This is a genomic window from Flavobacterium tructae (assembly GCF_002217475.1).
GTDB lineage: Bacteria > Bacteroidota > Bacteroidia > Flavobacteriales > Flavobacteriaceae > Flavobacterium > Flavobacterium tructae.
This window is the reverse complement of sequence record NZ_MUHH01000015.1, coordinates 1-15,254: the sequence shown is the minus strand read 5'-3', so window position 1 is coordinate 15,254 and position 15,254 is coordinate 1. Positions and strand designations below refer to the sequence as shown.

16 protein-coding genes are annotated in these 15,254 nt (G+C 36.0%); 9 read left to right on the top strand and 7 right to left on the bottom strand.

The window, feature by feature from the left end; all coding sequences use genetic code 11:
- Positions 1-520 precede the first annotated feature (520 nt).
- From B0A80_RS04010 to moaA, 8 genes are all read left to right on the top strand, one after another.
- Positions 521-1,693, top strand: coding sequence for a molybdopterin molybdotransferase MoeA (locus tag B0A80_RS04010; RefSeq protein ID WP_089076505.1), 1,173 nt, complete (start codon positions 521-523; stop codon positions 1,691-1,693).
- A 140-nt stretch (positions 1,694-1,833) separates the two neighbouring features.
- On the top strand, positions 1,834-2,580 hold the full coding sequence (locus B0A80_RS04005) for a sulfite exporter TauE/SafE family protein (RefSeq protein WP_089076504.1): 747 nt from the start codon (positions 1,834-1,836) through the stop codon (positions 2,578-2,580).
- A 167-nt stretch (positions 2,581-2,747) separates the two neighbouring features.
- Positions 2,748-3,320, top strand: a complete 573-nt coding sequence (locus B0A80_RS04000; RefSeq protein WP_089076503.1) for a molybdenum cofactor guanylyltransferase — start codon at positions 2,748-2,750, stop codon at positions 3,318-3,320.
- 6 nt (positions 3,321-3,326) lie between these two features.
- Positions 3,327-4,115 (top strand): uroporphyrinogen-III C-methyltransferase, encoded by a 789-nt coding sequence (cobA, locus tag B0A80_RS03995; protein ID WP_089076502.1) that lies wholly within the window; start codon positions 3,327-3,329, stop codon positions 4,113-4,115.
- Between the two features lie 2 nt (positions 4,116-4,117).
- On the top strand, positions 4,118-4,354 hold the full coding sequence (locus B0A80_RS03990) for a MoaD/ThiS family protein (protein WP_070907179.1): 237 nt from the start codon (positions 4,118-4,120) through the stop codon (positions 4,352-4,354).
- 144 nt (positions 4,355-4,498) lie between these two features.
- The gene (locus B0A80_RS03985; protein WP_089076501.1) at positions 4,499-4,930 is read left to right on the top strand and encodes a molybdenum cofactor biosynthesis protein MoaE; all 432 of its coding nucleotides are present in this window, start codon (positions 4,499-4,501) and stop codon (positions 4,928-4,930) included.
- Between the two features lie 9 nt (positions 4,931-4,939).
- On the top strand, positions 4,940-5,854 hold the full coding sequence (moaCB, locus tag B0A80_RS03980; RefSeq protein WP_089076500.1) for a bifunctional molybdenum cofactor biosynthesis protein MoaC/MoaB: 915 nt from the start codon (positions 4,940-4,942) through the stop codon (positions 5,852-5,854).
- Positions 5,841-6,848 (top strand): GTP 3',8-cyclase MoaA, encoded by a 1,008-nt coding sequence (gene moaA / locus B0A80_RS03975; RefSeq protein ID WP_089076499.1) that lies wholly within the window; start codon positions 5,841-5,843, stop codon positions 6,846-6,848. Before moaCB ends, moaA begins: the two co-directional genes overlap by 14 nt.
- A 142-nt stretch (positions 6,849-6,990) precedes the next feature.
- Here moaA and B0A80_RS20750 read toward each other — a convergent pair whose 3' ends face one another.
- The 6 genes from B0A80_RS20750 to B0A80_RS03945 form a co-directional block, all read right to left on the bottom strand.
- Entirely contained in the window at positions 6,991-7,683 is a 693-nt protein-coding gene (locus B0A80_RS20750; protein ID WP_089076498.1) for a hypothetical protein, read from the bottom strand.
- Between the two features lie 488 nt (positions 7,684-8,171).
- A complete protein-coding gene (locus tag B0A80_RS03965; protein WP_089076497.1) occupies positions 8,172-8,795 on the bottom strand; it encodes a class I SAM-dependent methyltransferase in 624 nt (207 codons plus the stop codon).
- Positions 8,796-8,798: 3 nt separating this feature from the next.
- Complete coding sequence (locus B0A80_RS03960; protein WP_089076496.1) at positions 8,799-9,512, bottom strand: exonuclease/endonuclease/phosphatase family protein; 714 nt, start codon at positions 9,510-9,512, stop codon at positions 8,799-8,801.
- Between the two features lie 136 nt (positions 9,513-9,648).
- Positions 9,649-10,905: an alginate export family protein gene (locus B0A80_RS03955; RefSeq protein WP_089076495.1), complete on the bottom strand. Its 1,257-nt coding sequence runs from the start codon at positions 10,903-10,905 to the stop codon at positions 9,649-9,651.
- Positions 10,906-11,284: 379 nt separating this feature from the next.
- Positions 11,285-11,944, bottom strand: coding sequence for a response regulator transcription factor (locus tag B0A80_RS03950; RefSeq protein WP_026109934.1), 660 nt, complete (start codon positions 11,942-11,944; stop codon positions 11,285-11,287).
- Positions 11,945-12,071: 127 nt separating this feature from the next.
- Positions 12,072-12,656: a DUF4202 domain-containing protein gene (locus B0A80_RS03945; protein WP_089076494.1), complete on the bottom strand. Its 585-nt coding sequence runs from the start codon at positions 12,654-12,656 to the stop codon at positions 12,072-12,074.
- A 267-nt stretch (positions 12,657-12,923) separates the two neighbouring features.
- Here B0A80_RS03945 and B0A80_RS03940 point away from each other — a divergent pair, with 267 nt between their 5' ends.
- Positions 12,924-13,688, top strand: coding sequence for an META domain-containing protein (locus B0A80_RS03940; RefSeq protein ID WP_089076493.1), 765 nt, complete (start codon positions 12,924-12,926; stop codon positions 13,686-13,688).
- Positions 13,689-13,957: 269 nt separating this feature from the next.
- Here the strand turns inward: B0A80_RS03940 and B0A80_RS03935 are convergent, their stop codons facing one another.
- Positions 13,958-15,238 (bottom strand): DUF2130 domain-containing protein, encoded by a 1,281-nt coding sequence (locus B0A80_RS03935; RefSeq protein WP_017495971.1) that lies wholly within the window; start codon positions 15,236-15,238, stop codon positions 13,958-13,960.
- Between the last annotated feature and the right edge of the window lie 16 nt (positions 15,239-15,254).

Below are 15,254 nucleotides of genomic sequence, written 5' to 3'. Positions count from 1 at the left end.
TGTTTTATTGTTTTTTGTGATATGTTGTAAAAAAGTACATGCTTATATTTTTACCATTAAAAAATGTAGTATTTTATACTTAATTTTCTAATTTTTAAGGTCTTATCTCATTTTAAAATAAAGAAAAAACGTCAGCTAAAAGTTGTTAGAGTCCTCAAAAGAAGATTTTTATTTAAATGTAACTTTTATAGCTACGGCTTTATTATAAGAATGATGGTTGGCAAATGCATTTTTGGATTGAGATGGGATAATGAAATAGAGAAGTTGATTAAAGTGTTGTGAATTAGTTGTTTGTGTGTTAAGTTGTGCGTAATTTTATAGATTGTAGGGGCATCCGAAAGGAAATTTCCGGAATACAAGGAGTCAAAACCTCTAATCCTAAAAAGCTATTTGATTTTTTCGGGGAGTAATCCAAAGAATTAGGCTAAATTTATATTCTAAAAAAGTGATAAGAGAGACTTTAGAGAAGTAAAAATTGATGTTTTTACAAAAAGTATTTTTTGCTTAAAAAACGACCGTTATGATTAAAGTTGAAGAAGCATTACAAAGAATTGAAGCGAACTGTATAAAAATGCCGACGAAGCAAATAGCGGTAAATAAAGCATTGGGGTATGTTTTGGCCGAAAAGGTGATTTCGCCAATCAATATGCCTCCGTTTCGTCAATCGTCGATGGACGGTTATGCTTTTATTCATAGTATAAAACACCAATATGATATCGTAAATACTTTTCAGGCGGGTGATCATTCCAATTTGAAATTAAAGGCAAATGAAACAGTCCGCATATTTACAGGTGCTTTTGTACCGGATCATGCAGATACGGTAGTAATGCAGGAGCATGTGATCGCCAATAAAGATTCTATTTTGATTGCCGTTATGCCTACAAAAGGCACCAATGTTCGCTTAAAAGGAGAACAAATTGCGAAAGATCATGTTGTTTTTGAAGCAGGAACTTTAATAACTCCTGCTGCAATTGGTTTTTTAGCCAGTTTAGGAATCACAGAAATTGAAGTGTACAAAAAGCCGAAAGTGGCCATTTTGGTAACAGGAAATGAATTAGTAAAACCTGGTGAAAAACTAAAAAAAGGAAAAATCTACGAAAGTAATTCCGTTATGCTTCAGGCCGCTCTTGAAACGGCAGGAATAAGTAAAACAAAAGTCTATCGTGTAAAAGACAATTTGAAAGCTACAAAAAAGGCATTAAAAGATATTTTAAAAAAGTATGATATGGTTTTAGTCTCAGGCGGAATTTCAGTAGGAGATTATGATTTCGTTAAAGAAGCTTTATTACAGAATGATGTAGAAGAGCATTTTTATAAAATCAACCAAAAGCCGGGGAAACCGATGTTTTTTGGGTCAAAAAATGGAACCTTGGTTTTTGCTTTACCCGGAAATCCGGCGTCATCACTGACCAATTTTTATATTTATGTTTATCCGGCCATCAGAAACAGAATTGGGCTTTCTGAAATTCACAGAGCAAAAATAGTCCGAACGCTAAATTCGGATGTTAAAAATGATACAGGAAAAACATTATTTTTAAAGGCAAGATACGACGAAACAAATGTTACCGTACTGGACGGACAAAGCTCCGCAATGCTCAATACATTTGCGGTTGCCAACGGTTTACTAATCGTTCCCGAGGATGTGGAAGCCTATGAAAAAGGGACTTTGGTGACTGTATTGCCTATAGATTAGAAGAATTTTAGATTGCAGATTTTAGATTGTAGAACAAAGAGGCTAGAACCAAGAAAAGGAGGGATGTAAACAAAGACCTATAAGAGGAGCAAACCTGAAACCTGAAACTTGAAGCAGATAAACGATTAAACAGTAAAAAAATGACCCTATTAAGTTCCGAAAACCTATTACTATTTAGTTTTGCATTAATTGTTATTGCATTTTTATATTCTAGTGTGGGGCATGGAGGAGCATCGGGGTATTTGGCTTTGATGACCATTTTTGCTTTTCCGGTGGCGGTGATGAAACCTTCAGCTTTGTTGTTGAATTTGTTTGTATCCAGTATTTCGTTTTTCTTTTATTATCGGATGAATTATTTCAGGCCAAAACTGTTTTATCCCTTTGCAATCGCGTCAATTCCGGCAGCATTTATAGGCGGTTTTGTCACATTAGATAACGGTATTTATAAAGTAATTTTAGGAGTAGTCCTGGTTTTTGCAGCGTTAAGGCTGTTTGGAGTTTTTAATTTTAAAGAAAAAGAGGCTGTTAAAATTAACCTGCCGTTTGCCTTAACAATTGGTTTTGCAATCGGATTATTATCGGGAATGTTGGGAATAGGGGGCGGTATAATTTTAAGTCCTATTTTATTGTTTTTGGGATGGGCGTCTGTAAAAGAATCAGCAGCCATTTCGAGTTTATTCATATTTGTGAATTCTTTTGCGGGAATGTTAGGTTTTTTTATGGGTGGAAAAACAATCCCTGTCGAAAGTTTTTATTTAGTGCCCATTGCAGTTGTAGGAGGAGTATTGGGAGGATTTTACGGAAGTGGTTATTTCTCAAACAAAACCCTGAAAATAGTTTTAGGAACTGTAATTTTAATGGCAAGCGTCAAATTGATTTTTCCTTAATAATGGAATAATAAAAAGATAGAATGTAATCTTTATCTTTTAAAGTTAAACTTTCTCTCCTTTCAACGTGAAACCTGAAACAAAGAAAACCTGAAACAAAGAAAACTTGAAACTTGAAACAAAGAAAAACTTGAAACAAAGAAAACCTGAAACAAAAACTAAAAACAATGGAAACACTAACAGCATTTATTCTTTGTGGAGGAAAAAGTTCCCGGATGCAGTCAGAGAAAGGATTGGTTTTGTTTCGGGGAAAGCCTTTTATAGAGCATATAATCAAGGCTATTTTACCTATTACGGCAGAAATTAAATTAATTACTGCTTCAAAAGAATATGATTACCTCCCTTATCAAAAAGTACCAGATGTTATTGCAGATAAAGGGCCATTAGGTGGTATTTATACTGCTTTGTTGCATTCTGAAACCGAATTTAACCTGATTTTGAGCTGTGATATTCCGTTAATTTCAACCGAATTGTTACAGGAGTTACTCTCAAAACATACGGAAGAAGCCGGAATTACCGTTTTTGCTTCCGAGAGCCGAATGCATCCACTGATTGGAATTTATTCCAAAAAGATGATCCCTTTTATCAAAAAGGCTATTGATAAGGATGCACTAAAAATGATGGATTTACTGGCCGGAATACCGCATCAGATTATTAATCTGGATGAAAGTGAGATCATTCCTTTAACCAATATTAATTCGGCTGACGAATTAAATGATTTGAATGCCAATTTAAGTTAGAAGAGTATGCAAAGCTTAAAAACACCAAAACTAACAATTGTAGGAGCAGGACCGGGTGATGCTGAACTGATAACGATGAAAGCTATAAAGGTTTTAGAGCGGGCCGATGTTGTTTTGTACGACGCTTTGGTCAATGAAGAGTTGTTAGCGTATGCACCAAATGCAGAAATTATTTTTGTGGGAAAACGACTGGGCTGTCATGCTTACACGCAGGATCAGATTAACGAGCTGATAGTTTCAATGGCAAAGCGCCACGGACATGTGGTTCGCTTAAAAGGAGGCGATCCTTTTGTTTTTGGAAGAGGAAGTGAAGAAATCGAATTTGCAGAACAATTTGGAATCGAAACGGCAATTGTTCCCGGAATTTCATCAGCTCTGGGAGTTCCCGCCTCGGCTGGAATAAGTGTAACACAGCGCAAAGTAGCCGAAAGCTTTTGGGTTATTACAGGAACAACTTCAGATCATAAGTTATCGAAGGATATTAATTTGGCTTCTAAATCGGATGCGACCGTAATTATTTTGATGGGAATGCATAAATTAGAGGAGATAATTTCAATTTATCAGCAGAATAGGATAGATAATCTTCCAATTGCTATTATTCAAAACGGAACAAAAAAATCAGAACAAAAAGTGATTGGTACTATTAGTACAATTGCTAAATTGGCTGCTGAAAAAAATATAACATCGCCGGCTATTATTGTCATCGGCGAAGTAGTGAAAAATACATCAAGCTGGATTTCTTATTTTCAGGAACATTTTGATGATGAATTTATTTTTCAGAATTTAAATTTATAAGAATGATTGAGATTAAATATTTTGGAGCTGTTGCCGAAAGAACCCAATGTGAACTTGAAAAAGTACCTTTTTCTGAAGTGTCATTGCAGGAACTATTGCGCGATTTAGACCAGAAATACCAATTTGATTCGCTTGTTTTCAGCGTAGCAGTAAATCAAAAGATAGTTTCAAAAACAGTAGATTGTACTTTGCAGACGAATGATGTGGTTGCCTTATTGCCGCCATTTGCAGGAGGATAATCAAAAAGCAGAGCGTCTGTAAAGAAGTGAAAAAACATACAGATTTATGGGGGCCGAATTCATGAATTTTTCTAATTCAAAATAATAATTCGTGAATTCGTGGCTAAAAAAAACTTTTAATCTGTAGCAAAAAAAATAGAAGTAATGAGTAAAAATGTATTTGTAGAAGGGCCAATCAGTCCTGAATTTATAGCCGAGTCGATCGCAAAGCACCAATCCAAACACACGATTGGGGCGCACAATATTTTTTTAGGACAAGTTCGTGCCGATGTGATTCATGACAATACCGTGGTAGCTATAGATTATTCGGCTTATACGGATATGGCCAACGAAGCTTTGCACACCATTCGAGAACGAGCGTTTGCTAAATTTGATTTGACCTGTATGCACATTTACCACAGTTTGGGTGTTGTAAAAGCGGGCGAAATTTGTTTGTTTGTTTTTGTCTCTGCAACGCGGCGCAAACAAGTTTATGAAGCAACAGAAGCTATCGTAAACTGGATTAAAACCGATGTGCCCATCTTTGGCAAAGAAATGTTTGAAAATGATACCTTCACCTGGAAACAGAATTCCTAATAAGACACAATGGTAGATATTACGCATAAAATAAGTACCTTAAGAAAAGCAACCGCAACCGCAATTGTAAAAGTAAGCAAACAAGAAACAATTGACGCGGTGACCCATAATTTAGTGCCCAAAGGAAATGTACTCGAAATGGCAAAAACGGCGGGATTGTTTGCGGTTAAAAACACGCATTTATCGATTCCCGATTGTCATCCGATTCCCATTGAATTTACCTCGGTGGAATACGAAATTAAAGGTTTGGAAATTCATATCATCTTTACGGTAAAAACCGTTTATAAAACCGGAGTTGAGGTAGAGGCGATGCATGGAGCATCAATTGTAGCCCTTACCATGTACGATATGCTGAAACCGATTGATAAAGAAATCGAAATTTCGACCATAAAATTAATTCAGAAAGAAGGCGGGAAGTCGTCTTTTAAGAATAGATTCCCGAATACAATAAAAGCAGCTGTTTTTGTTTGTTCCGATTCTATTTTTGCGGGCGACAAAGAAGATCGTTCGGGAAAAATTATAGTCGAAAAATTAAGTTCATACGGTGTTGAGGTGTCACATTATGAAATTATACCTGATGAACTTGATAGTATTCAGGACAGAACAAAAGCATTTGCCAAGGAACATCAATTGGTGATTTTTACTGGAGGTACAGGCTTGTCTCCAAGAGATGTTACACCGGAAGCTTTATCGCCAATTTTGGAAAGCAGGATTCCCGGGATTGAAGAAGCAATTCGGGACTATGGACAGCAAAGAATGCCTTATGCGATGTTGTCCAGAAGCGTAGCCGGAACTTTGGGTAAGAGTTTAGTTTTGGCTTTGCCGGGTTCGACAAACGGTGCAAGAGAGTCTATGGATGCGGTTTTTCCGCATGTGATGCATGTTTTTGATGTTTTAAAAGGTAAAAATCATGACAGCCTTTAACACTATTTTGACGGATGGTTTTGGACGCAGACACAATTATCTGCGCATTTCGCTGTTGGAAAAATGCAATCTGCGTTGTACGTATTGCATGCCGGAGGATGGAATCGCGCTTTCTCCAAAAGTCAGTTTAATGACTTCCCACGAGATTTTTAGTATCGCTCAGACTTTCGTGCAACATGGTGTTGATAAAATAAGATTAACTGGCGGTGAACCACTTTTACGAAAAGATTTTCCGGAAATAATTTCAAAACTGTCTGCTCTGGATATTTCAGTTTCGATTACTACAAACGGAATTTTGATCGATCGTCATATTGATGTTTTAAAGAAGTTTAAAATTAAGAAAATCAACTTAAGTCTGGATACGCTGGTTTCGTCAAAATTTAGTTCGATAACGCTTAGAAATCAGTTTGATAAAGTTGTCGATAATTTGCATTTACTTTTGAATCATGATTTTCAGGTAAAAGTAAATGTCGTTTTAATAAAAGGTTTTAACGATAACGAAATTGTTGATTTTGTTAAACTAACCCGGTTTTTGCCCATTTCGGTTCGGTTTATTGAGTTTATGCCTTTTGCGGGAAACGACTGGGACCGGAGTAAGATGATTTCGCAAAAGGAGATTCTTTCTTTGATAGGAAACCGTTTTTCACAACAGGAAATTATCAAGCTCAAAGACGAAGAAAACTTCACGGCAAGAACTTATAAGATAAAAAACTTTCAGGGAGATTTCGGAATTATAAGTTCAATTACAAATCCGTTTTGTGACAGCTGTAACCGAATTCGCTTAACTGCCGATGGAAAAATAAAAAACTGTCTTTTCTCTAATTCAGAAACCGATCTTTTAACGCCTTTTAGAAAGGGAGAATCGATAACTAACTTAATTTCAGCAGCTGTTCAAAGTAAAAAGAAAGTCCGTGCCGGAATGGTAACGATTGATGAAATGAATGATCCTGCAAAACATTTTGATAACCGCAGTATGATTGCGATCGGGGGGTAAATTATTAATTATGAAAAAGCCTTTCTCTTGAAATCTGGGATCGCTCAGGGAGATATTCGGTTTGTTGGGCTGAGCAAATTTTAAGCCTTTTAAGTGCAAAAAAAAAGGTTCAACTTGTATAAAGTCAAACCTTTCTTAAGTATTATTTTTTCTTTTTGGCTTTTGCCTTTTTTTGAGCTTTTGCTTTCTTTTTTGCAATTTTTTTAGCTTTAGCTTTATCCTTCGCTTTTTTAGCTTTTTCTTTTTTCTTAGCTGCAGCTTTTAGTTTCGCTTTTTTAGCTTTTTCTTTCTTCTTATCATTTTTAGCTTTCTCTTTTTTCTTAGCCAGTTTCTTTTTGGCTTTGTCTTTCTCTTTATCTTTCACTTTTTTGGCTTTTTTAGCAGCTTTATCTTTTTTAGTTTCTTCGATTTCAACTGCCTGATTAGTATTTTCTTCTTTTGATTTAGCAACAGCTGGTTGAGTAACTGTTTTTTCTGCCGGTTTAGCAGGGGGTGTTACTGTTTTTTTTATCGGTGCTTTTGCTACTGCTGGTTTTGTTGTAGTTGGAGTCGCTGCTGCGGTTTTTACGACTGCCTTAGCAGGTGTTTTTGTTGTAGTTGTTGCGGCTTTTGTAACAGAAGCAGCTGGAGCTTTAGGGGCTACTGGTTTTGCTGCTGTTGGTTTTGCTGCTGTTGGTTTTGCTGCCGCTGTTGTTTTAACGGGTGCCGTTTTACGAACGGGTGCTTTTTTAACAGGAGCGTTGGCAGGTTTTACATTTTCTGTAGCTGGCTGAACAACTTCAGGTTTTACAGAATCGATTTTGTCCGGTGTGCTTTCTTCGGGTTTGTTTTCCATATTTTATGTGCTTTTAGGTAAGGTTATCGTCAGCAATGTAACTAAATTGTTAATTCATAGTTAAGTAAAGATAATTATAAAACATGGTATTCAATGTTAAGTTTTTTTATAAAATTTAAGGTTAAGTATTTGAAAGTGAATTATTTGTTTTTTTAGCCGAAATATAAAACCGAAATCTCTTAACAATTCTACATGGAAAATGGGAGGAGTTGATTGTTAATTGTTAATTGTTAATTGTGAAATGTTTATTGTGAAATGTGAAATGCAAACTGTACACTGAGCTCATTAGCCCAGATGGGAGTGACATCCTTTTGTACCGGGGTTCGGGACAAAAGATACAACGGACAGCTGGAAACAGCTCCTTATTGGGAATATTGTTTTGGATATTTTTCAGTTGTGATCGGAGATAGTGAACACAATTGTTTGAGAGGGGAGAAGTGCGGTGTAGAGACGCATTGTAGCGCCTCTACAAATGTTTGCAAAATGAATTACTTTTTCTTTCCAATAAATCGGATTACGGAACCTTTTCCGTTGTGGAAAAGACCTTCATTGAGTTCAATTTCTTTTTCTTCCAGGGTGATGATCTCATAATTTGGAAAGTCAGATTTGATTTCTTCAATGGAAAACAAAGAAGCAATATCTTTAGGTCCGCCAACTTTATCATTTATGGCGAGGTAGTCTAAGTGCTTTTTGCTGAATGCTTCAAAAATGATACAGCCGCCTTTGCGCAGGTATTGATCCAGTGTTTTGTGTATTGCTGATTTAATTTCTGCCGGAAAGTGTGCATAAATTAAAGCAATGGCATCAAATTGCTCCGGTTGATAGTGTAAGGTTTCTAGTTCTCCAATCTGATAGTCCAGAATGACATTTTCGGATTCGGCAAGTTTAAGGGCTTTGTTTTTTCCTTCTGAACTAATGTCAAATGCCGAAACGTTCCAGCCTAGTTTAGCAGCAAAAACGGCATTTCGGCCTTCACCTTCAGCGGGAAAAAGAATAGTCCCGATGTCTTGTTTTTCTAATGATTCTTTTAAATAATTGTTGGGTGCGGTGCCGTAAGCAAATTCTTCGGCGCTGTAACGGTCGTTCCACCGTTCGGTCCAGGAGTTGGTCATGATTTATATATTGAAATTAATTATTAAAGGTTTGTGATCGCTAAGCATTGTCCAGTCTTGATAAGTACCAACTTCTACACGCTCTAAAACTTTCATAAAATCTTGCGAGGCAAAGCAGTAATCCAAATGATAGGGTTTGTTTTCATGGCGGTAAAGATATAAAGTAGGGTGTTCTTCTTTGCCTTGTTCCTGTTTGAAATATTTATGATACGTACTGAAAATCTTTTTTTCGCCCAGTTTGTTTACAACGGTTGTGTGATTTCCTTCTCTTCGGGGCTTGTCCCAAATCGTGTTGCTGTTGAAATCTCCAATTAAAATGGTTTTGTTTTCCTTTATCAGATTTTCATAATAATTGATCGCTTTCCAGACTTGAGTTACATATTGCCCATCTTTATCCTGGGGATTATTGGCCCAAATGGCAAATAAAGTAAAATCAACATCTCCGCCTGTAACCGCTATGGGTAAAATGTTTTTGAAAAGAGGATTATGACAATCCAGTAATTCAAATCTATAATTGCTATAGGAGAAAACGCCAAGTCCTTTGTGCGGATTGGTTCCGTACCAAAGAATATCGTTTGGCAGTTTTGCATCGGTTTGGAATTTTAAATTTTCAGGATTTTCACATTCGGAGATTACGGCAATATCAGCATTATAAGCGTCAAGAAATGTTGCTTTTTTTCTGAATGCCATATTACAATTCCATGCTATAATTTTCATAAGCTGATTTTCCTGTCTGAGAAAAGATAGTCTCAAATATACCAATTTAAAAGGTGTTATTAGGGAGTAGGTATAACAAAAAAATGCCTCTTTTCATTTTGAAAAGAGGCAGATTGTATAGTGTGTTTTTGAAGAACTATTTTTTCCAGTTAAAAATTCTTGGATTGATGGAAATCATTAACCAGGCCCAATTATTGGTACGTCCGGCGTCTCCGTTTTTTAAAAATTCTAAAGTTTTGGTGCCAAACATTTGAGAGTATCCTCCTGTAAGTGTGATGTCTTTTTTGAAATTGTAGTTGGCTGTAAAATCGACCTCTGTTCCTAAATACGAACCTAATTTTTCGTTTAATGGCGTTACTACATTAGCAGGGGCGTTAAAAACATGAGGCATTACATTAAACTGCCATTTTTTTACATTGTAGCTTAGTTTTAGATAAGCATCCTGAAGACCTACGCTGTTTTGATGGTTTCCCACATAAAAATAATCCATAAAACCATTAAAGGCATGATTTGTTCCAAAAAGCGGATTAAATGATTTAATTACCGTACTGCCATCGTTCATGTCTTTTCCGGATAAATATTCATACCCCAGACCGGCTTTAAAAGCATCAGAAATGGCATATCCCAAATAGGCTCCGGCATACCAGGCGCTGACTTGTTTATTAGTGCTTTTTCCGGTTTGACCGTAAAGCCCCAAGTTGCTGTCTATTTTTTTTGTCTTATACGTTAAATACGTCCCGAAAGTCTGTTTGTAGTCAACTAATAATTTGGCGTCGGCATTAGCATATTCGTAGCCCGTATTTAGCGCCAGTAAACTCATTGTTAAGTTGCTGAATGTGGTGTGGTACCAGGCGTATTGCAGTGCTTTGTAATTTGCTACCGTATAAGGGGTCTGCACTAAATTTTCGGCATTGGAGTTGTAAGCAACTCCCATGTCGAGCTGTTGGTTTTTAGGACGAAAAGTGACCATTGCAGCATCGTGGCTCTGACCTTGCTGCAACCAGTCGATTTCTCCCATAATACGCTGATTGTCGTATGAAAGTACCTGACGGCCTAATCTGGCACTCCATTTTTCGGTAAAATTGTATTGTGCCCAAGCTTCAAAAACGGCTACACCATTTTTGTCTGCCGTTGTCGTTGTGGGAACATCACCCCAGGTTCTGATGTTTTGCAGAGTCAGCTTAACGGTCAGATCATCTTGTTTAAAATTCAGATTTAAACGAGAACGCTGTGATATTTGCGAGGTTCCTTTTTGACCTTCAGGCAGGAGTGTCTTATATCCGTTTCGATATTCAAAACGTGGTCGAAGTTGTAGGGTGGCATCTAATTCCTGGGCCTGAATTTCAAAGCTCATTCCTATCATGAGTATTAAAAGTAGTTTCAGATTTTTCATAAATTATCAAAATTTTATTCATGTAAATTTATAAGAAATAGATGCAGCTTTGTATGATTTAGATCATGTTTGATGTTTTTTTTATACTTTGTTAAAGTGTTGGTTCTTAAATTCTTATTTCAGTATAAGTTGTTTTTTTGTTCAGGATTCCAACAGTTGTAAACAGCATCCGTATTATCACTGTTTCTTAAAAAAAACGGGATGAGAATTTACAAATTAAAACGGAATCCGGATGCAGTTTGTAAATAGAATTTTGTTAAACTGTAATGATGAATTTACAGTTTAACAGAGCAAATGGTTTTTAATAAAAGAGAGTAGTACCTCTTAAAAAAGATCAAAACTTAGTTTTTGGAAAGAGTTACGTAATTGTACGTAATTTTTACAACAAAGAATACTCAGTTGCTTTGTTTGAAAGTTCCATCAGGTTTTTTACTTTTAGTTTTTTCATTAAGTTAAAGCGATGAACTTCGGCAGTACGCTTACTGATTTTAAGGGTTTCTCCAATTTCCTTATTCCCTTTCCCGGATAATAAAAGAGAAAGGATTTCTTTTTCTCTCTTGGTAATCGTGATTTCTTCGGCTAAAGCTTGTTTACGTCCTAATGAAACAGTACAATGTACAAAGTGATGAATCAAAATTCCCGATACATCACCGCTGTAATATTTCCCTCCGTTTAAAACCGTATGTAAGGCTTTTAAAAATTCTTCTTTGCTGGAATCTTTTAGTAAATACCCTTCGGCACCTGCTTTCAATGCACCTAATACATATTCTTCAGATTCATGTGTGGTGAGTATAATAATCTTAACCTTATTATTTTCACTTCTAAGTTTTTCTACTACTTCAATACCGGTTAAATGCGGCATACGTATGTCTAGTATTAGTAAGTCCGGCTCACTTGCAGCAACAGCTTCGAGTGTATCGATTCCATCTGTAGCTTCGCCTACAACTTCTATGTTTACTTCGTTTTCCAACAAAGATTTTATTCCATCCCTTACAAAAACATGATTATCCGCGAGGACTACCCGAATCGTTTTACTCATTATTTATTTAATTGTTACTTCAAGACCCTACGTATATTGGTCTAAATTGTCTACGCAAATATACGTAATAGGAATGAAGAATTACACAGAAGATACCGAAAGGAATTAACCTTAATTTAAAATTAAGTTAAAGACCTAAAGAGGCTTTTATCAGATTTAAGTTTTCTTCAGTATAATTAATCTTTAAGGCTTCCTGATGCCCTTTGTCAGACATTTTATCCCAAGTCTTCTTAATGATGTTTTTGAGTTTCTCTTCATCGTGTTTGTGCACAAACGGATCCAGATAATATTCTAAGAAAACCAAACAAATTACATCTTCCAACAGTTGTGTTTCGGCATCTTTTTTTAGAAGCTTCTTTTCAATTAAAAAGGAAACCCGATCGATAAATTCAGAAGCATAGCCTGCTTTTTCCAGAATTTCGGCTGTAGTTTTTGCGTGAAATTTTTTAAGTTCTTCCCGCCATCTCAAATATCCAACACGATCCATTGGATACGATTCGCGTGCCACTTTCCATCGGCAGATGTGTTGTGCTTTTGAGGCAATCTGAATAGCTTCTGAAGCTTCAGGCTCAAATTGCATCAATCGTTTGTACATTCGATCAGAATACAATAATTCTTTTGGGTACTCTGTATTTTGAGCGATTTCGATATTAGGATCCTGAGCATTCTCAGCATCAATCAACTGGCTGGCTTTTTGAAAAGGTGTATTCATTTTTTAGTAAAATAATAGAGTTCAAAGATACAGAAATTAGTTGTTTCGTAAATTTTTTCCACAAGGAGAGGGGGATTTGTTTTACTCCGCATTATAAAAAGGTAGTGTCTGGCAGTATTTTTTAGGAATTAAGTTTATTTTGGCAATTGTATTATTTTTCTTAATTTAAATACTAGGTTCTGCTTAAAAAAATCATAAAAAACGGGCAGTATTGATTTTTGGCTCGGTTTTTTCTAGTGTGAAGGCATAATAAAAAATTTTAATGATATGAAAAAAGTACTTTTACTATGCGCCCTGATGTCTGTGATCTTAAGTTGTAAGTCGGTTGCAGTTAAAAAAACAAACACGAAAGAAACAACTTCTCAAACCACTTCAGAAGAAGAAGATCTAAATGTTTATTTTAAAGCTACTGGAAATGAACCATTTTGGGGATTGAAATTTGGAAAAGATAAAATTGTTTTTACATCATTGATCGAAGGAATGGAGTCTATTAGTTTTGATGCCGTTGAACCAATTAGAGCAATGGATGCTAATGTAAAAATGTATAGAGTAAAAAACGGAAAAACAGAGGCTACTATTACCGTTCAGCAATTTGAATGCACGGATTCAATGTCAGGTGCCGTTTCGCCTTATACAGTTAAAGTAGAAATGAACGGTAAAACTTTAAACGGTTGTGGTAAGTATATTACGGATTATCGTTTGCATGATATCTGGGTTTTAGAGGAGTTGAATGGAAGAAAACTAACTTCTTCTGACTTCCAAAAAGAAATGCCACGTATCGAAATTAATGCTGCTGAGAATACATTTTCAGGATTTGGAGGTTGTAATAATATCGGAGGGAAAATTTTCTTCGAAAAAGGATTGTTGAGATTTTCGGATGTAATTTCGACTTTAATGGCTTGCATGCCGGCTAATAAAGAGGGTGAATTTGTAGAAACATTGCAAAAAACAACTACTTATTCAATTGAAAATTTAAGATTGACACTTTCTAATCCTGATGGGAAATTATTGGTTTTTAGAAAAGTAGACTAAATTCCGTTTTATAAATAAAAATTAAATTTGCCATTCCGATTGCGATGAATTTCTAAAGATTAATACTGAAAAAACAGTATTGGTCAGGAAAATTCGCTGATTGGAATGGCAAATTGTTTTTGGATAATAATCCGAAGGGTAAAAAATACACAACTTGTGTAATTAGATCTATTTTACTTATATTTCAGTCCGCTTTTTTTCTGATCTAATGCCGATGTAATAGGAAAATAACACAATGCAATTGGACTATATTGAATATGCAATCGGTATTATTCCAGTTCTTTTGTTTTCGGTTCTTCTTCGTCTTCAATAAAATCAAGTTCTAAAGCTCGTACAGTCTGAACCGCATTTCCGGCAATACCACGAATCGAGCCGTACATTCCCAGAGTATTGTGAACTACTTTTTCAATTTGCTTTTCGCGTTGTTTCCAGATACGCTGCATGGCTCTTTTTTCAGATTCCAAATCACTTTGCATTTGCGTAAAACCCTCCACAATTCCTTCTACTTGTAAGCGAAATTCATTGCTGGTTAAAAAATCATAGAGCATCGACATTTTATCTCCTTTGTTCTCCTGTGCCTGAACGGCCTGGCTAACTTGTATGAGAGATTGACGTAAAACAGCACTTAGTCCTTTAAATTCTTCATAAGTACAAATCCAGATCCCGTCGCGCATACCCATACGATCCATTCCGGCAGGCATCACCTCAGTCACTAAAACCCCAATATTGGCCTTTTTGGTTCGGATATCATTCTTGAATTTCTCAATCCATGCAGGCTGGAAAGCTTTAGTACGCTTACTTTCATAATAAATAGAACCACAATTTTGTACCTCTCGGGTGTTTACAACCTGAAGACAGTCGGCTCCATTAGCTCCCTTTTTTACTTCATCAATAGTGTCTAACGGAAAATTACTGGCCAGCCATTCCTCAATTGCAAGTTCCATGACTTCACCCTGCAATTGCATGGAGCCTTGTTCCTGCTTGCGTTTCATTTCCTCAATCAGCTTTTTCTGATCATCAGATTGTTTTTGGTATTCTTTTATTTTTAGTTCGTTTTTTTCCTCTTCCTGTTTTCGGATTTTGTCGCGTTCCAGAATCAAAGTAGCGTTAAGCTGTTTTTGAGCTTCCGTTTCGATAGCCTCTTTCATTTCGAGTTTTTCACGTTGAAGTTTCGCAATCTCACCTTCCATTTTATTAAGTTCACGAAGTTTCTCTGATTTCTCCGAAAGTTCTTTTTCCATCAGAAGCAAACGATCTTTGTTTTCTTCTTCGAGTTTGGTTTTTAATTTCTGAGAAATTTCTTTTTCGGCTATTTTTCTTTCGCGTTCCAGTCTTTCAGCAAAAAGTTCGTTTTCCTGTTTTTTCTTGGCTTCAAATTCAGCTTTTGCTTTTTCGAATTGCTCGTTTTTAAGTTCCAGCTCTTTGGACTGAGCGCTGGCTTTTTGTTGAAATTCTTTACGAATACTATCTTCCAATTGATGTTTTAAAACATCATTTACATCGATTGGTGTGCCGCAATTTGGGCACTGGATTGAAGATTGCTCAGCCATTTTTTGTTGATTTTAT